This window comes from Pseudomonas sp. GW823-FHT02C05, assembly GCF_058797595.1.
In genome coordinates this window covers 924,746-944,846 of the sequence record NZ_JBXAJU010000003.1, presented here as the reverse complement: position 1 = coordinate 944,846, position 20,101 = coordinate 924,746, and the positions used below count along the sequence as shown (strand labels likewise).

27 protein-coding genes are annotated in these 20,101 nt (G+C 60.4%); 11 read left to right on the top strand and 16 right to left on the bottom strand.

Annotated elements, in window-relative coordinates:
* Positions 1-7 precede the first annotated feature (7 nt).
* From AC1RGE_RS20820 to AC1RGE_RS20810, 3 genes are all read right to left on the bottom strand, one after another.
* On the bottom strand, positions 8-229 hold the full coding sequence (locus tag AC1RGE_RS20820) for a DUF1127 domain-containing protein (protein WP_041119391.1): 222 nt from the start codon (positions 227-229) through the stop codon (positions 8-10).
* A 130-nt stretch (positions 230-359) separates the two neighbouring features.
* Positions 360-1,262 carry a hypothetical protein gene (locus AC1RGE_RS20815; RefSeq protein ID WP_053153090.1) on the bottom strand — a complete coding sequence of 301 codons (903 nt, stop codon included), beginning with the start codon at positions 1,260-1,262 and terminating at the stop codon, positions 360-362.
* Positions 1,259-2,716: a thiaminase II/PqqC family protein gene (locus tag AC1RGE_RS20810; RefSeq protein ID WP_171053490.1), complete on the bottom strand. Its 1,458-nt coding sequence runs from the start codon at positions 2,714-2,716 to the stop codon at positions 1,259-1,261. Before AC1RGE_RS20810 ends, AC1RGE_RS20815 begins: the two co-directional genes overlap by 4 nt.
* 108 nt (positions 2,717-2,824) lie before the next feature.
* On the opposite strand from AC1RGE_RS20810, the gene AC1RGE_RS20805 reads away from it, so the two are divergent.
* The gene (locus tag AC1RGE_RS20805; RefSeq protein ID WP_072442860.1) at positions 2,825-3,067 is read left to right on the top strand and encodes a hypothetical protein; all 243 of its coding nucleotides are present in this window, start codon (positions 2,825-2,827) and stop codon (positions 3,065-3,067) included.
* Positions 3,068-3,163: 96 nt separating this feature from the next.
* On the opposite strand, the gene AC1RGE_RS20800 is transcribed toward AC1RGE_RS20805, so the two are convergent.
* Positions 3,164-3,331: a hypothetical protein gene (locus tag AC1RGE_RS20800; RefSeq protein WP_015636538.1), complete on the bottom strand. Its 168-nt coding sequence runs from the start codon at positions 3,329-3,331 to the stop codon at positions 3,164-3,166.
* A gap of 415 nt (positions 3,332-3,746) precedes the next feature.
* Here AC1RGE_RS20800 and AC1RGE_RS20795 point away from each other — a divergent pair, with 415 nt between their 5' ends.
* Positions 3,747-4,316, top strand: coding sequence for a peroxiredoxin (locus AC1RGE_RS20795; RefSeq protein ID WP_011062532.1), 570 nt, complete (start codon positions 3,747-3,749; stop codon positions 4,314-4,316).
* 72 nt (positions 4,317-4,388) lie between these two features.
* Complete coding sequence (locus AC1RGE_RS20790) at positions 4,389-5,243, top strand: LysR substrate-binding domain-containing protein (RefSeq protein ID WP_011062533.1); 855 nt, start codon at positions 4,389-4,391, stop codon at positions 5,241-5,243.
* Here the strand turns inward: AC1RGE_RS20790 and AC1RGE_RS20785 are convergent.
* Positions 5,233-5,982, bottom strand: a complete 750-nt coding sequence (locus AC1RGE_RS20785; protein WP_011062534.1) for a sulfite exporter TauE/SafE family protein — start codon at positions 5,980-5,982, stop codon at positions 5,233-5,235. The genes AC1RGE_RS20790 and AC1RGE_RS20785 overlap by 11 nt on opposite strands.
* Before the next feature lie 106 nt (positions 5,983-6,088).
* Here AC1RGE_RS20785 and AC1RGE_RS20780 point away from each other — a divergent pair, with 106 nt between their 5' ends.
* The 3 genes from AC1RGE_RS20780 to AC1RGE_RS20770 all read left to right on the top strand — a co-directional run bounded on the left by AC1RGE_RS20780 (position 6,089) and on the right by AC1RGE_RS20770 (position 8,215).
* The gene (locus AC1RGE_RS20780; protein ID WP_011062535.1) at positions 6,089-7,039 is read left to right on the top strand and encodes a LysR family transcriptional regulator; all 951 of its coding nucleotides are present in this window, start codon (positions 6,089-6,091) and stop codon (positions 7,037-7,039) included.
* Between the two features lie 76 nt (positions 7,040-7,115).
* Positions 7,116-7,577, top strand: coding sequence for a MarR family winged helix-turn-helix transcriptional regulator (locus AC1RGE_RS20775; protein ID WP_011062536.1), 462 nt, complete (start codon positions 7,116-7,118; stop codon positions 7,575-7,577).
* 218 nt (positions 7,578-7,795) lie between these two features.
* A complete protein-coding gene (locus tag AC1RGE_RS20770; RefSeq protein WP_065365476.1) occupies positions 7,796-8,215 on the top strand; it encodes an organic hydroperoxide resistance protein in 420 nt (139 codons plus the stop codon).
* Between the two features lie 71 nt (positions 8,216-8,286).
* On the opposite strand, the gene AC1RGE_RS20765 is transcribed toward AC1RGE_RS20770, so the two are convergent.
* Positions 8,287-8,859: an elongation factor P gene (locus AC1RGE_RS20765; protein ID WP_007931398.1), complete on the bottom strand. Its 573-nt coding sequence runs from the start codon at positions 8,857-8,859 to the stop codon at positions 8,287-8,289.
* Between the two features lie 48 nt (positions 8,860-8,907).
* Positions 8,908-10,041, bottom strand: coding sequence for an elongation factor P maturation arginine rhamnosyltransferase EarP (gene earP, locus AC1RGE_RS20760; RefSeq protein WP_011062538.1), 1,134 nt, complete (start codon positions 10,039-10,041; stop codon positions 8,908-8,910).
* Positions 10,042-10,164: 123 nt separating this feature from the next.
* Here earP and AC1RGE_RS20755 point away from each other — a divergent pair, with 123 nt between their 5' ends.
* The gene (locus AC1RGE_RS20755) at positions 10,165-10,563 is read left to right on the top strand and encodes a hypothetical protein (RefSeq protein ID WP_492584927.1); all 399 of its coding nucleotides are present in this window, start codon (positions 10,165-10,167) and stop codon (positions 10,561-10,563) included.
* A 2-nt stretch (positions 10,564-10,565) separates the two neighbouring features.
* Positions 10,566-11,048 carry a GreA/GreB family elongation factor gene (locus AC1RGE_RS20750; protein ID WP_169892175.1) on the top strand — a complete coding sequence of 161 codons (483 nt, stop codon included), beginning with the start codon at positions 10,566-10,568 and terminating at the stop codon, positions 11,046-11,048.
* A gap of 12 nt (positions 11,049-11,060) precedes the next feature.
* On the opposite strand, the gene cysB is transcribed toward AC1RGE_RS20750, so the two are convergent.
* From cysB to AC1RGE_RS20725, 5 genes are all read right to left on the bottom strand, one after another.
* A complete protein-coding gene (cysB, locus tag AC1RGE_RS20745) occupies positions 11,061-12,035 on the bottom strand; it encodes an HTH-type transcriptional regulator CysB (RefSeq protein WP_011062541.1) in 975 nt (324 codons plus the stop codon).
* A gap of 111 nt (positions 12,036-12,146) precedes the next feature.
* Positions 12,147-12,647: a universal stress protein gene (locus tag AC1RGE_RS20740; RefSeq protein WP_011062542.1), complete on the bottom strand. Its 501-nt coding sequence runs from the start codon at positions 12,645-12,647 to the stop codon at positions 12,147-12,149.
* Between the two features lie 95 nt (positions 12,648-12,742).
* Entirely contained in the window at positions 12,743-13,648 is a 906-nt protein-coding gene (locus AC1RGE_RS20735; RefSeq protein WP_015636544.1) for a 5'-nucleotidase, read from the bottom strand.
* A 31-nt stretch (positions 13,649-13,679) separates the two neighbouring features.
* A complete protein-coding gene (locus tag AC1RGE_RS20730; RefSeq protein ID WP_492584925.1) occupies positions 13,680-14,636 on the bottom strand; it encodes a putative 2-dehydropantoate 2-reductase in 957 nt (318 codons plus the stop codon).
* Positions 14,636-15,022, bottom strand: a complete 387-nt coding sequence (locus AC1RGE_RS20725) for a thioredoxin family protein (RefSeq protein ID WP_011062545.1) — start codon at positions 15,020-15,022, stop codon at positions 14,636-14,638. The genes AC1RGE_RS20730 and AC1RGE_RS20725 overlap by 1 nt, the downstream gene beginning before the upstream one ends.
* Here AC1RGE_RS20725 and AC1RGE_RS20720 point away from each other — a divergent pair.
* Positions 15,021-15,455 carry a PilZ domain-containing protein gene (locus AC1RGE_RS20720; RefSeq protein ID WP_011062546.1) on the top strand — a complete coding sequence of 145 codons (435 nt, stop codon included), beginning with the start codon at positions 15,021-15,023 and terminating at the stop codon, positions 15,453-15,455. The two genes, AC1RGE_RS20725 and AC1RGE_RS20720, sit on opposite strands and share 2 nt — an antisense overlap.
* 140 nt (positions 15,456-15,595) lie before the next feature.
* Positions 15,596-16,672 (top strand): 3-deoxy-7-phosphoheptulonate synthase, encoded by a 1,077-nt coding sequence (locus AC1RGE_RS20715; protein WP_103289568.1) that lies wholly within the window; start codon positions 15,596-15,598, stop codon positions 16,670-16,672.
* 60 nt (positions 16,673-16,732) lie between these two features.
* Here the strand turns inward: AC1RGE_RS20715 and AC1RGE_RS20710 are convergent, their stop codons facing one another.
* A complete protein-coding gene (locus tag AC1RGE_RS20710; RefSeq protein ID WP_011062548.1) occupies positions 16,733-17,014 on the bottom strand; it encodes a GNAT family N-acetyltransferase in 282 nt (93 codons plus the stop codon).
* Positions 17,015-17,655: 641 nt separating this feature from the next.
* Here AC1RGE_RS20710 and oprI point away from each other — a divergent pair.
* Positions 17,656-17,907 (top strand): outer membrane lipoprotei OprI, encoded by a 252-nt coding sequence (gene oprI / locus AC1RGE_RS20705; RefSeq protein WP_003448337.1) that lies wholly within the window; start codon positions 17,656-17,658, stop codon positions 17,905-17,907.
* A 126-nt stretch (positions 17,908-18,033) separates the two neighbouring features.
* Here the strand turns inward: oprI and AC1RGE_RS20700 are convergent, their stop codons facing one another.
* The 3 genes from AC1RGE_RS20700 to AC1RGE_RS20690 form a co-directional block, all read right to left on the bottom strand.
* Positions 18,034-19,008 carry a L,D-transpeptidase family protein gene (locus AC1RGE_RS20700; protein WP_015636545.1) on the bottom strand — a complete coding sequence of 325 codons (975 nt, stop codon included), beginning with the start codon at positions 19,006-19,008 and terminating at the stop codon, positions 18,034-18,036.
* 134 nt (positions 19,009-19,142) lie between these two features.
* Positions 19,143-19,436, bottom strand: a complete 294-nt coding sequence (locus AC1RGE_RS20695) for a hypothetical protein (RefSeq protein WP_007931378.1) — start codon at positions 19,434-19,436, stop codon at positions 19,143-19,145.
* Positions 19,437-19,492: 56 nt separating this feature from the next.
* The gene (locus AC1RGE_RS20690; RefSeq protein WP_492584923.1) at positions 19,493-20,098 is read right to left on the bottom strand and encodes an arylesterase; all 606 of its coding nucleotides are present in this window, start codon (positions 20,096-20,098) and stop codon (positions 19,493-19,495) included.
* Between the last annotated feature and the right edge of the window lie 3 nt (positions 20,099-20,101).

Here is a 20,101-nt window from a genome sequence, read left to right as displayed (position 1 = left end):
CACCGGGTTATTTGTGCATCGGATCGTCCCAGAACGGGCGGACCGCTTCATGCTCCACATCCGCCCGGCTCAGTCCCAGGTCATGCAGGGCCGAATCGCTCAGGCCGGCAAGCATCCGGCGCTCCTGCGCCAACTCGTGCCAGCGGACCACCTGGCGCCATAGTGCACGTAACGACAACGCCTGAATTGGCAGTTTGTGAACCAGCAGATAACCCTTTTGCGCTTTCATGATCCTGTCCTCCAGTGGGGATGAGCACAGTCTCTTCCCCGAACAAGGATCAATCCAACGAATGTTTCTTATGCAATACATCTCAGGGTTTGATGCTTTGGTTCCCCGCCGGTGTTTCCAGGGACCGCTTTCAGATCCGGTAATCCCCCGGCCAGCCGCCCAGTGGGTCGCGACCGAAACCATCGAGGCTGGCCGCCGCCGACTCTTCACAGGCCAGCAGGCTGTAGCCGCCAAGATCATCGGGCAACGGCAGAGCCGAAGGGGGAGTCAGGACAATGGACGGGTGCAGTTGCCCGAGCAACTCTTGCACCGTGCTGCTGACCGCGGGCCGGGCGCCGTTGATGGCCAGCACCGCCGCCTGCGGGGTCAGGGCTTCGGCAAGGACGGTGTAGCCATGGTTGCTGCAACTGACCGGCAACCGGTGTTCCTGGCGCTGTTCCTCGATGACGCGGGCCGGCTGCTCCTCCACCGACAGGACCACCCCGCAACAGCCGGTTGCAGCAATGATCCGCGCGTCCGGGTAGTGGTTTCGCAGGCTGGTGTAGGTGGACTGCTTGCCGGTGAGCACGATCAGGCCATCGCGCCCATGAAACTGCCGCACCAACTCTGCCGAGGATTCCTCACTGACCCGCAGCCAATCCTTTACGCCAAGCACGGCCGCCAACTCGCCAATCACTGCACTGGCCTCCTGATAACGGTCGTGACGCACCGACACCGTGGTGGGTATGCCCATCAAGGCAAAGGGCGCGGCGCGGCGGATTGCATGCAGACAAAAGCCGTAATAGGGCAGCAGGCACAGGACTTCCTGGCCATAGCCCTGGCCCGCCCCCTGGTCATCCAGGCTCTCCCTGGCGCGAATCAGCCCCCAGCGAAACAGCGACAGGAGCTCGCCATGCAACACATCGCGCCACTTTTCCAGAGCCATCCTGGGTTCTGGCAAGCGCCTGGCCAGGGCCTCGAAGTCATCACGCTCGAACAACAGTTCCTGCAACTGCGCCAGGGGCTCCAGGTTCTGGAAATAGGGCTGGTTCATGTTGCGCTCCAGGCCTGGCGCTGCAGCACCGCGTCCTTGCCGGTGCAATAGTGCTGGCGGATGCCATCCAGAAAGCTCCAGGCCAGTGACGGCAGCATGGCCGCACGCGCCACCGAGTCACGGCCCACGTCGCCCCGCGCCAGCAGATACTCGATGTTGAGCGACGGCCGCTGATCGTGGCCCAGCTCGTCATCCAGTTCGTCATGGGCTGCCATGGCCCCCAGCAACGCTGCGCAGCGCGGGTTGTTGGCGGACACCTGCGAGTAGAAACGCAGGTGACGATCATCGCCACGGCATTCGCTCAGGCTTTTTTGCAGATAGGTCGAACCGATCAGGTAGCCCTTCCAGTCATGCCGTGCCAGGTCGCTGAGATAACCGACAAAGGCAGTGGTGGTCGGCAAGGGTCGCATCGCTTCCGGGCGCCGGACTCCCAGTTCGCGCAGCCTGGGCTTGAGGATGTCGCAGTGGGTCAGCTCATCCTGCAGGTGCTGCAACAGGTTCTCGCGGATCCGCGCATCCGCACAGGCGGCAATGGCCGGGCTGACATGTCGGGTCGCCGAGGCCAGGTAATGATAGTTCTCCAGCATGTAGCCGATGATCAGCTCATCCGCGCAGCCCTCGGTCATCTGTTGCCACAGGCCGTGGCCGTCCACCGATACCAGCCAGTCGGTGGTCATCTGTTCGATGGCCGCCACACTCTCGGCGCTGGAGCTCTGGCCATTGAGCAACTGCTCATGCACCTGGCTGATCAGTGCGCCAAAAGGCGCCGGGCTCATGACCAGTTGCGTCATTCGCGGCCCCAGGGCATAGCAGGACGCAACGACGGTATCGGCAGGGTTGTCATCGCCGGAACGCTCACCGTTGACCAGGCTCATCACACTGGACGGCCAGACCGGCAGGCCCTGGAAAATTTCCACGTCCAGGGGCGAATCAGCGGCGTGCAACAGTTGGTCCAGCCCCTCCTCGGCCACCAGTTGGGCCGCGGTGACAATGGAGCTGGCACATCCCTGCTCCAGCGCAGTCAGCCAGCGGTAGATCATTTCGCTGAGGCTGCAGACTGCATTGAGCACCGTGGCCACCGCCGGCGCGGGGTAGCAGTCCTGGGTGCGCACGGCCTTCTTCCAGTTATCCGAATGCCCATACTGGATGTCGGTGGAGAAATGCCCCAGCACCTTGTCTGTCGCCTTGCGGCTCAACAGGTTGTGGCCCACCAGCAACTCATGCCAACCCAGCACCGCCTCCTGTTCCACCGAAGAGTGCTCCATGAAACCGGAGCAGGCCGCCGACACCAGCTCGCCCATGGCCGCGATCTGCCGGGACAGGTGAATCCACTCCAGGGTTGCGGGCAAAGGCCGGGCCAGCCTGACCATGTCGCCGGAACAGCCGATCAGCTCCAGGGCCTCATTGAAGAACTGCGCATGATCCCACTCCTCCAGCGCATGCCTGGACAGCATCAGGGAGATCGGCGACAACCCTATGCCCGGGCTGACCGAGGGGCACATCCTCGAGGCCGCGGCAGCCAGGTAGTGCCGGGTTTCCAGGATATAAGCGTAGAGCGCAGCTTGATCACCCTCTCTTATCTTTCGCCAGATGGGGTGACCATAAACAAACTCTTCCGCAGCGGTATATTGCTCGTTCAGCAGAAAAATAACTTCTTCCGCATTGAACTGGGCGCCCAGCGCCGACAAGTTGAGACTCTGGGCAATGCGTTCGACAATAAAAGCATTATCACTAAGTGTAGAGATAGGCGCTTCCAGACTTCCCAGCAGCAGTACCGAGTGACTGCCGATAGTGCTGCGCGCTAAAAATGGAGGGCTACGCAACGGTTCAGATATATCGATATGAGTAGTTCGAGTAGTGAGGTCCATTTCTGATCCTGCCCTCCAAAGCGTTAGCGTCATTTACTCGACGATGGCTGCCCTAAGTTGCTTCGCCGCCTTCTCCGTACGTTCCACCAGGCCCACCAGCGCCTTGAGGTCTTCCGGCGCCAGCTTGCCGGCTTTGAGCTTGGTCTTGAGCTGTGTCAGCTCGGCAGTGGTTGGCTCAGTGTGTTCCGCTTTCACGTTCATGAAAGGACCCTCCAAAGTTGGTCGCAATCCCAGTACAGACCATCTGTACATGGCAAGCGCAACACTAGTAGCGGATGTTTCTTTAGGCAAACCCAAACAACGACAAAGTTGACCATTAATCGGCCCAGGGCATATTCATTGATTTTTATCGCGCAGCGAAATTAGCAAACGACAACTTATAGCCAACACTCCAGACCTTTTTTGAAAACTTATAGCCAGCACCGATAAGGCTTATCGCCAATAACACAGCACAACTAAAGCCAAAGACAAAACCAATAAAAGCCACGAGCATTAATTGCTGGATCGAACATCATTTATCCGCAGTACTACTTGAACTGAAGGAGCACTATCGACACTCTGTTATCCAGCTATCCCTATTGCGATTGCCCAGCACTACTGATCAGGAGGAAGCGTCATGAGAGACATGCTGAGCGTGGACTGGTCGCGTATCCCGCCCCCCCAGGACGATGGCGCAGCCCGTCACTTGCAAGGCCTGCACTTGCCCGGGCTACGACTGCCCTCCACCTCGGGCGAAGGGGTCGACCTGTCGACGCTGCCCGGCATAACGGTGCTCTATGTCTACCCGCGCATGGGACGACCGGATTTGCCGCTGCTGGAGGGCTGGGACATGACCCCCGGCGCCCGCGGCTGTACCCCGCAGTCCTGCGGCTTTCGCGACCTGGCCGAGGAACTCGCGGCCGCCGGGGCGGCGAACCTGTTCGGCCTCTCGAGCCAGGACAGCGACTATCAACGTGAAGCCGTCGAGCGGCTGCACCTGCCCTTTGCCCTGCTCTCCGATGCACAGGGGCAATTGACCGAAGCCCTGGGGCTGCCGATGTTCGAATTGAACGCCACCCGCTTCCTGAAACGCCTGACTCTGATTCTCAAGGCCGGGCAGATCGAAAAGGTGTTCTACCCGGTGTTTCCACCGGACCAGAACGCCCGGCAGGTGCTGGCCTGGCTGCAAGCGCAACGCCAGGGATGACGCCGTGGCCTTTCGAGGAATAAGATCAGGCCCAGGAATGCTTCCTGCCCCATGCATCTCAGGATTTGATCAATGTCCCAGTTCCCCAGCATCGACACCGAAGTGCTGCGCACCTTCGTCGCCATCGCCGATGAAGGCGGTTTTACCCGGGCTGGAGAACGGGTCAACCGCACCCAATCGGCGGTGAGCATGCAGATGAAGCGCCTGGAAGAGGACGTGCTGCAACGCCAGCTGTTCCAGCGCGACGGACGCCAGGTCAAGCTGACCGCCGAGGGCCAGGTACTGCTGGGCTATGCCCGGCGCATCCTGAAACTGCATAGCGAAGTGTTCAATACCCTGCGCGAACCGCACATGGTGGGGCTGGTGCGCATCGGCACGCCGGATGACTATGTGATGCGTTTTCTACCGGGGATTCTGTCGCGCTTCGCCCAGAGCTACCCGCTGATCCAGATCGAAGTGCATTGCGAATCGTCCAAGCAACTGCTGCAACGCCAGGACCTGGACCTGACCATCGTCACCCGAGAGCCGGGCAACGAGATCGGCCAACTCCTGCGCAAGGAGCGCTTCGTCTGGGCCGTGGCCCAGTGCTTCACGCCCCATGAACAGACGCCACTGCCGCTGGCGATGTTCAACAGCGACTGCTTTTGCCGGCTGTGGGCCTGCAACGCCCTGGATGCCATCGGCCTCGACTATCGCATTGCCTACAACAGCTCCAGCCTGTCGGCAATCATGGCGGTGGTCAGCGCCGGGCTGGCGATCACCGCGCAGCTGGAAAGCCTGATCACGCCGGACCTGCGCATCCTCGGCGAGAACGAAGGGCTGCCGGAGCTGCCCGAGGCCAGCATCATGCTGCTGCGCAACCTCAACCAGCCCTCGCCCATCACCGAATGCCTGGCCGAACACATCGTCGAAGGCTTCAAACTTTAAACGCCAGCATCACCGCACACACCACCAGGAAGCCGCAGAACAGGCCGCGCAACAGCCGCTCGGGCAAGGCGTGGGCGACCTTCACCCCCCAACTGATGCTCAGCAAGCCACCGGCTGCCAGCGGCAGACCGATCGCCCAGTCCACCTGATGGTGAAAGCCATAGGTCACCAGGGTGACCCCGGTGCTGGGTAGCGCCAGCGCCAGGGACAAACCCTGTGCTACCACCTGGGTGGTGCCGAAGACACTGGTCAGTACCGGCGTGGCAACCACTGCGCCCCCCACCCCGAACAGCCCGCCCATGGCCCCGGAAGCGGCGCCCAATACCCCGAGCCAAGGCCAGGGGTAACGCATCTCGCTGCTGGCCGGGGCACTGGCCATGAACATGCGCAGCAGGTTGTAGGCCGACAGCACCAGAAGAAAGGCGACAAAGCCGATGCGCATCTTCTGTGCATCGATGCCCACCGCCCAGATCGAGCCCAGCCAGGCGAAACTGAACCCCATCAGGGCCAGGGGCAAGGCGTGGCGCGCCTCTATGCGGTTGCGCTGGTGATAGCGCCACAGCGCGAGTAGCACATTGGGTACAACCATGACCAGCGCCGTGCCCTGGGCAATCTGCTGGTCCAGGCCAAACAGCACGCCGAGCACCGGAATCGCGATCAAGCCACCGCCAATACCGAACAGCCCGCCCACCGTACCCAACGCCGCGCCCAACAACAGATACATCATCAACTCGATCACAACCGCTCTCCCTCACCTGAGAGCTGCATGCTACGCAGTCGGCCCTGGCACGGAAACGCATAGCAACGCACAATGGCTTTGCCGTTTTCGCATAAGCGAGCTGATCATGAATCCCAATACACTGACCGAACAACTGGGGCTGTTTCTTGATGTGCTGGAGGCGGGCAGCTTTTCCGCAGCGGCACGCCGCCATCCGCTGACGCCCTCCGCCGTGGCCCGGCGCATCGACAGCCTGGAAAACGCCGTGGGCACCACTCTGTTCATGCGTACCACCCACGCCGTGGTCGCCACCGCCGCCGGCCAGGCCTTTGCCGAACGGGCCCGGCGTATCGTTGCCGAGCTGCAACTGGCTCGGGCCGAGGCAGTTTCCCTGAGCCATGCCCCGGAGGGCCTGATCCGCATCGATGCCCCCGCTGCCTTCGGGCGCCGCCACCTGGCGCCGGCCATTGCCGATTTCCTGGTGCTCTACCCCGGGCTGGATGTGCAGTTACACCTGATCGACAGCTTTGTCGACATGCAGGGCTCCCACCTGGGCAAGGTCGACCTGGTGCTGCGCGCCGGCCAGCGCGTGGACACGCGGATGGTCGCCACCTCCCTGGCCAGCATCGTGCGTATCGCCTGTGCCAGCCCCTCCTACCTGAAAAGCCGCGGCACCCCCAGCCACCCCGCCGAACTCAGCCAGCACGACGGCCTCGACTGGGATGGCCTGGCGCCGCTGTTCGCCTGGCGCTTCGAGCTTGACGGCCAGGTGCAGAGCCATCGTCCGCAGCGTATACGCCTTGGTGCCAACAACGCTGAAGCCCTGCTTTCCGGGGCCTTGGCCGGGCTGGGCATTGCCCACCTGCCCACCTGGCTGGTGAGTGAATACCTGCTGCGCGGCGAACTGGTGCCGCTGTTCTGCGAAGGCGGCCTGCCCAAGCCGGAAACCGCCGGCATCTACGCCTTGCGCATGGAACAGCACCCCAATGCCCGTAGCCGCCTGCTGCTGGAGTACCTGAAAAGCCGCTTCAGCCCGGTTCCGCCCTGGGACCTGGCATTGCAAAGCGCGATGGGCTGAGACCTGAGGAAAATTATCTGGCGCATTAAAGACTCGCCCGCTAGATTCATGACCATCAATGATCAAGGCCGCCAACATGACCACCGAACGCTCCCCCCTGGACTCCTGCGATCAACTGCTGCTGGACAACCAGGTGTGCTTTGCCCTGCACTCCACCTCGCTGATGCTGACCAAGGTCTACAAGCCTCTGCTGCAGAAGCTGGGGCTGACCTACCCGCAGTACCTGGCGATGCTGGTGCTCTGGGAACGGGACGGGCTGACGGTCGGCGAGATCAGCCAGCGCCTGCTGACCGACCCCGGCTCCCTGACCCCGCTGCTCAAGCGCCTGGAGGCCGAAGGTCTGCTCAGCCGCACCCGCAGTCGGGAAGATGAACGGGTGGTGATTGTCCAACTGACGGAACAGGGCCGGGTGCTGCGCGAGCAAGCCCGGGACATTCCCCAGTGCATCCTCGGGGCCAGCGGCCGGAGCGTGGAGCAATTGCGTCAGTTGCAGGAAGATTTGCAGGTGTTGCGCGGGCATCTGCAGGACAGTCTTTGACGCTTTGCTGGCAAGCCAGCCCCCTATGGCTGAGGCTAGCTTCTCAACCGAAAAAATATTTTTTTCAGAATCAATGAGTTGCCCATGACTCAAGGCTAATGGAGGGGTTTTCAGCAAAATTTATCTTGCGCGCTAAATATTAGCGAGATACATTTATTTCGCACTTACTTAGCGCGCAAATAATTAGCGCGAAAATAACCTACCACGAGGCTTCCACCATGCAAACTCTCTACACCGCCGTTGCAACCGCCACCGGTGGCCGTGATGGCCGCGCTGTTTCCAATGACCAGATCCTCGACGTCAAACTGGCCACCCCCAAGGAACTCGGTGGTGCCGGTGGCCAGGCGACCAACCCTGAACAGCTGTTCGCAGCCGGTTACTCGGCCTGCTTTATCGGTGCCCTGAAGTTCGTCGCCAGCCAGAGCAAGCGCAAGATCCCGGACGACGCTTCGATCACCGCCCATGTCGGCATCGGCCAGATCCCCGGCGGCTTCGGCCTGGATATCGACCTGCATGTGAGCCTGCCCGGCCTGGCCGAGGACGAAGCGCAAAGCCTGGTGGATGCCGCGCATCAGGTCTGCCCCTACTCCAATGCCACCCGTGGCAATGTGGATGTGCGCCTGCACGTTACGGTCTGAAACGGCAAATTCCAGGCATAAAAAAGCCCGACTCAAGGTCGGGCTTTTTCGTCTACAGGGGCGAGCCAGGTTTAAACCTTGGCGCGGCCTTTGTAGGAACCGCCTTCGCGGGTATCGATCTCGATCATGTCGCCGATTTCGATGAAGTCCGCAACGCTCAGCTCGGTACCGTTTTTCAGCTTGGCAGGCTTCATCACCTTGCCCGAAGTGTCGCCGCGCGCGGAACCTTCGGTGTAGTCAACCTGGCGCACGATGGTGGTCGGCAGGTCAACGGAAACCAGACGGTCTTCGAAGAACACAGCTTCGCAAACGTCGGTCATGCCTTCTTCGATGAACGGCAGAACCGCTTCGATGTCTTCGGCGTTCAGCTCGTACATGGTGTAGTCAGTGGTGTCCATGAACGTGTAGGTGTCGCCGCTGATGAACGACAGGGTCGCTTCTTTGCGATCCAGGATCACGTCGTCCAGTTTGTCGTCCGCACCGTAAACGGTTTCGGTCTTGTAACCGGTCAGCAGGTTCTTCAGCTTGGTCTTCATGATCGCGCTGTTACGACCGGACTTGGTGAATTCAGCTTTCTGAACCAGCCAAGGATCGTTGTCGATACGGATCACGGTACCGGGTTTGAGTTCTTTACCAGTTTTCATTGCGAATATCCGAATTTGGATGGGATTTACAAAAATCTAGGCCGCGTATCATATCCAATTTAGGTAAAACTGCACCAGCGCCGCAGCAAGATCGGGCTGGGAGCCTTGTTCCAGACACCATTGCTCGGCGTGCGCGGCGACTTCCGGCCAGTATTGCAGCAGGTTTTTCCAGGGTTCAGCCATCGATGCTTCGCTGTTCCAGGCCTGCCACAGGGCCAGTACTGCAGCCTTGGCCCCCGGGGATAGTGTGCGGGTATAGAGGCCGAGAAAAGCTTCGAGCTTGTCCAGGTGGATGTCTTCATCCTGGCGATAGATGTGCCAGAGCATCGGACGCCCGGCCCATTGCGCCCGAACGAAGGAGTCCTCCCCGCGCACCGCGTTGAAGTCGCAGCACCAGAGCAGCCGGTCGTAATCCTCCTGGCGCACGAAGGGCAGCACCTGAACGGTCAGCGACTGGCGTACCTGTGGACAGCCCGGCGCCAGCGGTTCCTCTCCCAGCCAGCGCTGCACATCGGCCAGCACGCGGCCTTCGGGCACCAGCAGATGAGTCGGCTGCCCGTCGTCGGCCAGGGCCTGCAACCAACTGGCAACCCCGGCATTTTCGTAGGCGAACAGCGAGATCAAGCGACTGCCGGCAACAGGCGATACGCCCAGGGATTTCAGGAAATCCAGCCGGGCCTGGGGCCTGCCCTGGAAATCCCGGCGCTGCTCGAGCAGCCCGGCCTCGCGCAGCAAGCCGCCGGTATCGGCCTGGAATCCGGGAAAGAAGAAGTACTTCTGCACCCCGCGAAACTTCACGGAAGGCAGGCCATGGCACCCGCCGACCCAGTCCTCGGCGCTCAGGTAGTCCAGGTTCAGCCACAGTGGCGCACGCGCACGGTCGGCCATGGCGTCCATGTAGGCGTGGGGCAACTGGCAGGCGAAAGCCGCGATCACCACATCGGCCGCCGCCTCGTCCGGCCACTGGGCCGGCCAGTGCCGCACCTGGACGCCATCCTGAATCTGGCTGGCCTTTTGGCTATCGATCTGCGGGCAGATCTTTTCGAAAGCGCGCAAATCATCGACCCACAGCCGCACCACACATTGATGCTCGGCCACCAGTTGCCGGGCCAGGCGCCAGGTCACGCCGATGTCGCCGTAGTTGTCGACCACGCTGCAGAAAATATCCCAGGAGGCTTTCATTCCACTCCCCGATTGGCAAAGGCACCGATTGTCCGCATAAATGCTCCTGCGCAGAAGAGCCAACCGCGATTATCTTCGTGCGACAATCGGCCCTTGCCCAACACCGCCCGCCAGGAGGCAGCCATGTCCCATCGTCCCACCGCACGTCGCTCCTTGCGCATCAGTTTCAACTTCCTGGCGCTCACCGCCAGCATTGCCCTGGGCCTGTGGCTGGGTTTCCTGGCGATCGCCCTGACCTGCTGGCTGGCCTCGCACTACCTTTTCAGCCAGCAATTGGCTCCGGTCGCACAAGCGGTGCAGCAGTTGGCAAAACCACCGGTGGCCGCGCCACCTGAGCTACAAAACCGAATGTTCGAGCAGTACCAGGAAAACCTGCGCAAGAACGAGGAACTGCAATCCCTGGACAACGCCCGCAGCAACCTGCGCAACCTGTCCAACCCCAAATGCCAGTTCTGGTTGCAGCAGGACCAGACCGCGCCGAGCGAAAAAAGCCGGGCCAACGTCCTGCAATTCTGTAATTGACCATGAATAAACAGTCCGTCTGCCAACTGATTCTGCAACAGCTCCGGGACGACCTGGAGGTCGCGGTGCGAGCGGCACAAACCGCTTACGAAACCGCCACCCACGAAGAAAATATCGCCGAGAACAAGTACGACACCCTGGGGCTGGAAGCTTCCTACCTGGCCGCCGGCCAGGCTCGACGGGTCGAGGAAATCCGCCAGGCCCTGGGCCTCTGGCAGAACCTGAGCCTGCGCCCTCATGACCCGCAGAAGGGGATTCAGATCGGTGCGCTGTTGGGGCTGGAAGATGAAAACGGCCACGAACAGTGGCTGTTTCTCGGCCCGGATGGCGCGGGCCTGAAGGTCTACGTGGTGGGGCAACTAGTGACCGTCATCACCCCCCGCTCGCCCCTGGGCAAGAGCCTGCTGGGCAAGTTCGAGGACGATGAGGTGGAGATCGTGGTGGCGGGCGCCCGGCAACAGTTCACTGTCACCGAGGTCCGCTAGGCAGGCTGGGGATCAGTGGACCGGCAATTCGACGCCGTCGAACAGCTCTTCCAGTTCCTGCTTGTTATGGCAGGCAATGGCCTTGGCCATGACTTCGCGGGTCAGGTGCGGGGCGAACTTCTCGATGAAATCGCACATGAAGCCACGCAGGAAAGTGCCGCGACGGAAACCGATCTTGGTGATGCTCGATTCGAACAGTTCACTGGCATCCAGCACCACCAGGTCGCTGTCGAGCTTGGTGTCGACCGCCATCTTGGCCACGATGCCCACGCCCAGGCCCAGGCGCACATAGGTCTTGATCACGTCGGCGTCGGCAGCGGTGAATACCACCTTGGGCGTCAGGCCGCGATGGCTGAAGGCTTCGTCCAACTTGGAACGACCGGTAAAACCGAACACGTAAGTGACGATCGGGTACTCGGCCAGGGTTTCCAAGGTCAACTTCGGCAGCTTGGTCAGCGGGTGGCCCTGAGGCACTACCACGCAGCGGTTCCAGCGATAGCACGGCATCATCACCAGGTCACCGAACAACTCCAGGGCCTCGGTAGCGATGGCGAAATCCACAGTGCCGTCAGCGGCCATTTCGGCAATCTGCATCGGCGAACCCTGATGCATGTGCAAGGCCACATCCGGGTACTGCTTGATAAAGCTGCTGATCACCGGTGGCAAGGCGTAGCGCGCCTGGGTGTGAGTAGTGGCGATGGACAGGGTGCCCTTCTTCTCGTTGGAGAACTCCTGGGCGATCTGCTTGATGCTTTCGACCTTGCGCAGGATCTCGCCGGCGGTGGTGATGATGCGCTCGCCGGCCGGGGTCACGCGGGTCAGATGCTTGCCACTGCGGGCAAAGACCTCGACCCCGAGTTCGTCCTCGAGCAGACGGATCTGCTTGCTGATACCCGGTTGCGATGTGTAAAGGCTTTGCGCGGTAGCGGAGACGTTGAGGTCGTGGTGCGCCACTTCCCAGATGTAGCGCAATTGTTGAAGCTTCATATCAATCCCTCAAAGCAGGTAGACGCCACGGGTATCAGCGACGGTATATAACTATATTAATGGTCAGGAGAATAAATCTAGAACTTTTATTCAGAATTTTCCATTCCATCCTCAGGTATCGCCCTGACGTCGACGCTGCACCAGAGGCACCAGGTAAACCGGGACTTTGGCCAGTTGCAGAACTCGCGTTGCGGTACGCCCCAAAGGCGTTTGCGCCCCCACCCCATGGCTGTGACTTCCTACGATCAGCAAATCCACAGAGAGTTTCCCCGCCTGCTCCAGAATCACCTGGGACGGGTCCCCCTGAAGCACCCGCACCGACTGGATCAAGGTCAAGTCCTGCATCCCCTCCCCCAGCTCCTCGCGAAAACTGTCCAGCACCCGTTGCTCTATATTGGCCATCACTGTATTCAGGCCCTGGCGGTGAAACTCATTCAACGACTGCTCATCCAGGTAGCTCTGCAACACTGATTCGGCGAACAGGCCCATGGGCTCCACGGCGTGCACTACATGTAAGTCGGCATTGAACGTTCGAGCCAGCTCCAGGGCATGTTGCATCACAAAGGGCGCATACAGACCGAGGTCAGTGGCATACAGCATCGAACGAATCATATGACCTCCTCAACTGCCAAGATGGCGGAGATTGATTCAGCTTAGCAGTGCCTGGAACTGTGGGAGGTCCGAGGAAAAACCACGGATTTTAGGATTCAAGCCTTGGTTTCGTTGCTTACGCCGTGCGGCACGTGACCGGTGGCGACCACTTCGCGAGCCAGCTCGCAGTGACCGGCCTGGTCGTCGAAGAACACGTCGGCTGCAAAGGCTTCGAGGAAGGCGGCTTTTTCCAGCCCGCCAAGGAACAGCGATTCGTCCAGGCGGATGTTCCACTCGCGCAAAGTGCGGATTACCCGCTCATGGGCCGGCGCGGAACGGGCTGTCACCAAGGCGGTACGGATCGGACTGGCCTCATCGGAAAACTCTCCCTGCAGCAGGTTGAGTGCCGCCAGGAACCCCTTGAACGGCCCGCCCGGCAACGGTTCTCGTGCCGACTGCCGCTCACTGGCCTGGAATGCCTCCAGGCCGCCGGACTGGTAGATACGCTCCGAGTCATCGGAAAACAGCACCGCATCACCGTCGAACGCGATGCGCAGTTCGCCATTTTCAGCGCGCCGGGTGCCGCCGGACAGAATGGTTGCCGCAGCAAAGCCGGCCTCTAGTGCACTGCGCACATCATCGGCATGGGTGGAGAGAAACAGGTCGCTGCCAAAGGCCGCCAGATAGGGATAAGGGCTGCGGCCGCCGACGAAGGCTGCTCGGGAAATGCCCAGGCCGTAGTGCTCGATCGAGTTGAACACACGCAACCCGGTGTCGGCACTGTTGCGCGAGACCAGCACCACCTCGACCCGGGCTCGGCCCAGGCTGGCATTGAGGCTGAGGAGTTTCTTGACCAGAGGGAAGGCATCACCGGGCTCGAGGACTTCCTCTTCATGTTCGATCTGGTACTGCCGATAGGCCTCGACCCCCTGGGCCAGATAGACCTTGTGGCTGTCGCCCAGGTCGAACAGCGCCCGCGACGAGATCGCCACCACCAGCTTGCCATCCAGGCCCTTTGCCATATTTCATCCCCTTAAAGGTAATAAGCCCAACTCAGGCGTGGTGCCGGTCGATGAAACTCAAGGCCTGGTACAACGCCTGGATCTTCGGCAGCTCACAACCTGCGGCCCGCGCTGCCGCCAAGGGTGCAGCATAGATAGCTGCCAGCTCCAGAGGACGCTGGTGCAGGAAATCATGGTACATGCTGGGCCAGTAATCCGGCATGTGCTCGGTGGACTTGAACAGTTGCTGCGCATAGGCCGCAGGGATGACATGCCCGCAAGCCGCCGCCCCCTGCAGCACTTCCTGCATCAGGTCCTGGATCAGCTCGCGGCTGGCGGGGTCGGCCATCAGTGGCGTGGTACTGGCTCGGAGCAGAACCGACAGGCCGTTATACGGGACATTCCACACCAGCTTCTGCCAGCGCGCCTGCTGCAGGTTGCCCATGGCCTGGGAGTCGAGCCCCGCCTCACGAAACAGCGCGGCGCCCTCCTCGACTATCGCCTGGCTCAGGGTCGCATCGGCACTGGCCGGGCCACTGTGGTAACCCAGGTTTACCGCGCCAAGCGCCTGGTGCTCGATCTGCCCGGGCCCGGCGCGGTGCACACAGATAAAGCACAAGCCGCCCAGAAGATGCAGCGAATCGGGAAGCACCGCGCGCAGGTCGTCTTCGACATCCAGCCCATTCTGCAGTACCAGAACCTTGGCATCGGTGGCCGCGGCCTGAATGATCGCCGGCGCCAGATCAAGGTTGCTGGTGGTCTTGGCGCCCACCAGCAGCCAGTCGCAAGGCGGCATCTGTTCGGCATTGGCGTAGGCCTGCACCGGCTTCAACGTCAGCTTGCCGTGCTGGCTGCTGTTGACTTGCAGCCCATGCTCGAGCACTGCCGGATATTCGCTGCGCAATAAAAAGTGCACGTCGAAACCGGCACGTGCCAGCATCACCCCGTAAAAACCTCCGATCGCTCCGGTCCCGATAATGCCTACACGCGGTTTACGGCCTGCACCCATCAAGGCAACTCCTCTGGTATTCGATTAAGCGCCTGACGCAGGCTCTCGCTGAGATCCTGCTGCGTCAGGCGCGACTGTAGCGCTCCATGAAACTCACCGTCGCGGACCACGAACAAAGCCGGCAAGTGGAACACCTGATAGCGCTGAACCGCACCGCCATTATCGCCCGCATCGACCCAGCAAAGACGGTCGATGGGTAGCTCCAACTCCGGCAACCGCGCCCGGGCCCAACGGCAACTGGAACAGCCGACACTGGTGAAAACAACCAGGGAAACGCCGCCCAGGCCCAGTAATTGCTGGTCGATATCGAAATCGGTCAGTTCCAATTCGAGCACTATACTGGGGGAAACAATGTCAAATGGACGACACTCGGAGTCTGCGGTCATGGGACGTTTTCTGCCTCATCCTGATGATGTTCCGGTTGAACTGACCTTGCGCAAGCACGCCTGTATTTCACGCCAGCGGTTGCACACTATCAGCCTCGGTGGCATGGCGTGCAATTACCACCGTGCCTGGCGCCGCGGTACCGCGCTGGAGGTGTACATGCCAACGTTGGGGGATAACGCCCGTTACAACGGCTATGTCGCCTGGTGCCTGAAACGCAAGCGTGGCTACCTGGTGGGCATCGCGTTCGTCGACGAACAAACGCTGTTCGGCGCGCGCATGGGTGAGCAGGTGTGCCAGATCGCCCGCTACTGTCGCCTGCATGAACCTCAGAGCGAACAGCAATGCATTGAGGCGCTGGCGCTGGATTGGGTCGAGCAGCACGCAGAAGACTATTCCGAAGACCGTGTGCACCAGGCTTTTGTGCAGCCATAGCCCAATAAAACCGCCACCTGCCCATTGTAGAGTCACCGGCTAACGCGCTAAGGTTCCGCTCCCCGACGCGCTCAAATCCGCTGTGCTCCGCCGCGCGGGGATCGCTGGCGGCCGGCACCCGTGACCTGACGAGTAACACGATGGCTGATTTACCGATCAACGACCTTAACGTCGCCTCCAACGAGACCCTGATCACCCCTGATCAACTCAAACGAGACATCCCGCTGAGCGACACCGCCTTGCGCACCGTGACCAAGGGTCGCGAAGTGATCCGCAATATCCTCGACGGCACTGATCACCGCCTGTTCATCGTCATTGGGCCCTGCTCGATCCACGACATCAAGGCAGCCCACGAATACGCCGAGCGGCTCAAGGCACTGGCGGCTGAAGTCTCCGACACCCTGTACCTGGTGATGCGCGTTTATTTCGAGAAACCGCGGACCACCGTCGGCTGGAAAGGCCTGATCAACGACCCTTACCTGGACGACTCGTTCAAGATCCAGGACGGCCTGCACATTGGTCGCCAGTTGCTGCTGGACCTGGCTGAAATGGGCCTGCCTACTGCCACTGAAGCCCTGGACCCGATCTCCCCGCAATACTTGCAGGACCTGATCAGCTGGTCGGCCATTGGTGCACGTACCACCGAATCCCAGACTCACCGCGAAATGGCTTCGGGCCTGTCCTCGGCCGTGGGCTTCAAGAACGGCACCGACGGTGGCCTGACTGTGGCAATCAACGCCTTGCAGTCGGTTTCCAGCCCTCACCGTTTCCTGGGGATCAACCCCCAGGGCGGCGTGTCGATCGTCACCACCAAAGGCAACGCCTACGGCCACGTGGTACTGCGCGGCGGCAACGGCAAGCCCAACTATGACTCGGTCAGCGTCGCCGTCTGCGAGCAGGCCCTGAGCAAGGCCAAGATCAAGCCGAACATCATGATCGACTGCAGCCACGCCAACTCCAACAAGGACCCGGCACTGCAGCCGCTGGTCATGGAAAACGTGGCTAACCAGATCCTCGAGGGCAACCAGTCGATCATCGGCCTGATGGTGGAAAGTCACTTGAACTGGGGTTGCCAGGCGATTCCGAAGAACCTGGCGGAACTGCAGTACGGCGTATCGATCACCGATGCCTGCATCGACTGGGAAAGTACCGAGAAGACCCTGCGCGGCATGCACGCCAAGCTCAAGGACGTCTTGCCGAAACGCGATCGCAGCTGACCCTTTCCTGCAGACACAAAAACGCCGGGCCAAGCCCGGCGTTTTTCATGGTCGCCCCGGTCAGAGCTTTGCTGCGTGACGCTGATGACGCTCCATATAGCGCTCTACGTACGAGCAGGACGGAATCACTGTGTAGCCCATGCGTTCGGCGTACTCCAGCGCCTGCTCGGTCAACGCCGCGGCAATACCGCGCCCACGCAGTGCGTTGGGCACGAAAGTGCGATAGATATCCAGGGTCTGCTTACCCAGGTCCATATAGGTCAGGTAGGCACGATGACCGTCCACATTGGTCTCGAACTGATGACCAGCCTGGTCATGGTGGATGGACAACGCCTCGCTCATCACTACTCCTTGCGGGTCTGGAATGCTGACCCCTACCTTACCGATGTTTTTCCGGCGAAGGAACAACTTACGCCACCTCGTGCCTGTCGGCCGCCCGTAGAAGCTCTCGCTCTTGCGCCATCAGCACGTTACAAAATATAGGCGCCATTGGCACAAATGCTCAAGCCACACTCGTCACAGATCGGCGCAAAACCTTGTTGAGGCTGAGTACGAGCCTTAGTCGGGATCGATACCTAAACGTCTTGAGACGGTACATCGCCGGATGCTGAAACATAAGACGAGCGACGCCTCTTAAAGTCACCCACAAGATGCTTAAACATAGGTTCAGGGCTGAACAAATTCTGAAGAAAAGTGCAGTCGACACAATATAGACCGACTTTAGCCTAGGCTCTGAAACAGCGCCCGGAAACTCCGATAACGATGCTGGCAAACAAGCAGCATTCGGCCCCGGAGCTTCGCCGCTGAATATTTTTTATACAACCCGCTAAAAAGTTGCTCGAAAAAGAAACAGCGCCTAGAATTTTTTTTGCTTCTTGCGCTACGTCAGTTTACTTACTACAAGTAATGGGTAGTATGTACGCCGGCTATTTCCTCACTCTGAGGTGATAGCTACTAATAGAAAGTCCTTGAAGGGGAACACGATGAACAACGTTCTGAAATTCTCTGCTCTGGCTCTGGCCGCAGTTCTGGCTACCGGTTGCAGCAGCGTATCCAAAGAAACCGAAGCTCGTCTGACTGCTACTGAAGACGCAGCAGCTCGTGCTCAGGCTCGTGCAGACGAAGCCTATCGTAAAGCTGATGAAGCTCTGGCTGCTGCTCAAAAAGCACAACAGACTGCTGACGAAGCTAACGAGCGCGCTCTGCGTATGCTGGAAAAAGCTAGCCGCAAGTAATAGTCCCTCGGGATTGTTATCGAGCCGATCCATTTTTTGGATCGGCTTTTTTATTGCCCGGAGTTCTTCACCGGCAATAAAAAACCCGCCGCTACCAGCAGGTATCGGCGGGTTGCACTTAAGCGCTTACTGCTGCAAATCGTAGGTCGCGTTGGACATTGTTGTCACAGGCGCTGTCGTCGGCACGGCGATCTCCACCGGCAAGCCATCTTCGGCTGCCACTACATCACGCACCACATCCCAGTTCATGCGCAGGTTGTTAGCCAGGTCCTCACGCTTGAGCAAGGCATTGATCACTGCAGTGTGCTTGTCGACCACCGAAGGATTGCCTTTGTCATCCAACGGCGTATGAGCTTCCAGGTAGACTTTCCCGCCGCTGATACCGAACTTGTACGGATCGTTGATGATGCGCACCGAAGTTCCCACCGGCACCATGCCGGCCATTTCCAGCACGTTGTTGTTGAGCATGCGGAAACAACCGTGGCTGGTGCGCATGCCGATACCGAACTTCTTGTTCGAACCGTGAATCAGGTAACCCGGCGTGCCAAGTGTGAACTTGAATGGCCCCAAGGGGTTGTCCGGCCCGGCCGGTACCACGTTCGGCAAGGGGTCACCGTCGGCGGCATGCTCGGCCTTGATCGACGCCGGGGGCGTCCAGGTTGGATTCGGGGTTTTCGCGGTAATGCTGGTGTGCGCGATCGGTGACCCCCAGCCTTCACGACCAATACCCAGCGGAAAGGTGTAGACCACGTTCCGACCCTTGGGGTAGTAGTACAGTCGATACTCGGCCAGGTTGATCACGATGCCTTCGCGCGGCCCGGGCGGCAGAATGAAACGCGTAGGCAGGATCACCTCGGTGCCCGCCCCCGGCAGCCAGGGATCGACCCCCGGGTTGGCCGCGACCATTTCCAGGTAACCCAGGTCGTAGGTCGTGCCCAGGTCGGCGAAGGTATCCTCGTACTTGGCCTTGATCACCTGTACCTGGCCGACGATGTCTTCACCCGGCGGCGGTAGAGGCAATTCCAATGCGGCAACAGGACCGGCCACACACAAGGCGGCGAGTGTCAGGCAGCGGGTGACGACAGGGAGGCGGGGCAACATCCGGATAATCCTTCGCATGAACAACGAATGAAAGAAACACGATTGTACACCCCGCCCTCCGGCTACGGCAGCCAGGCCGGGGAGACAAGCGCAGACACATGAATTCCCTGTCGAAACGGCCTGCTGGCGGCCGCCTACAACTCGAAACGCAGCTCAGGCCAGATTGGCGGAGTGCCACGTTTTTGCGACTCCAGAATCGCCCGGCACAACGGGCAGAGTCGCTGGTCCTGGAAAATCGTCCGATCCACGCTCGACCAGCGCGGTTGCGCGGGCAACAAAGTGCCGCACAAGGTGCGGTCGGCAGAGCCGCCCAACTCCAGTTGACGCGTCACCAGATGCACCCGAACTTCCTGGCAGGCGAACAGGTCAAGCTGCTCATCAGGCTCGATCAGTTGATAGGCAAACAGGGACCAGGCGGGACGCGGCATCGGGGGCTCCAAATCGGGGGCGCCACATTAGCCGAAACACTGTCACTAGAAAAGCGTCAAAGCAGCGGTTTTAGCGTCGGCCAGACATTTTCCAGCAACTTGCCCTGGGCCGCTGCCGCAGGGTGCAGACCGTCTGCCTGCATCAGTTCGGGATGCCCCCCGACCCCGTCAAGAAAAAACGGCACCAAGGCCACCTTTTTCTCGCTGGCCAACTGGCTGTAGACCTGGGAAAAGGCCTGGGTATAGCGCACGCCATAGTTGGGCGGCAATTGCATGCCTAAAAGCAGCACCTTGGCACCCTGGGCCTGGGAGTTGTCGATCATCGAAGCAAGATTTTGTTGCAATTGCCGGGGCGGCTGGCCGCGCAAGCCATCGTTACCCCCCAACTCGAGAATCACCACTTCAGGCTTATGCTCTGCAAGCAGCGCCGGCAGCCGCGCCTGGCCCCCGGCACTGGTGTCACCACTGACCGAGGCATTGACTACCCTGTCGTTAAAACCCTGGTCCTTGAGCCTCTTTTCCAGCAGGGCTACCCAGCCCTGACGGGTATCCAGGCCGAAAGCCGCACTGATACTATCGCCAACGATCAGGACCGTACCCGCCGCTGCGTTCTGGGCCATGCACATCAAGGCCAGGCCGGCACTCAAAAACCATACACGCATCGG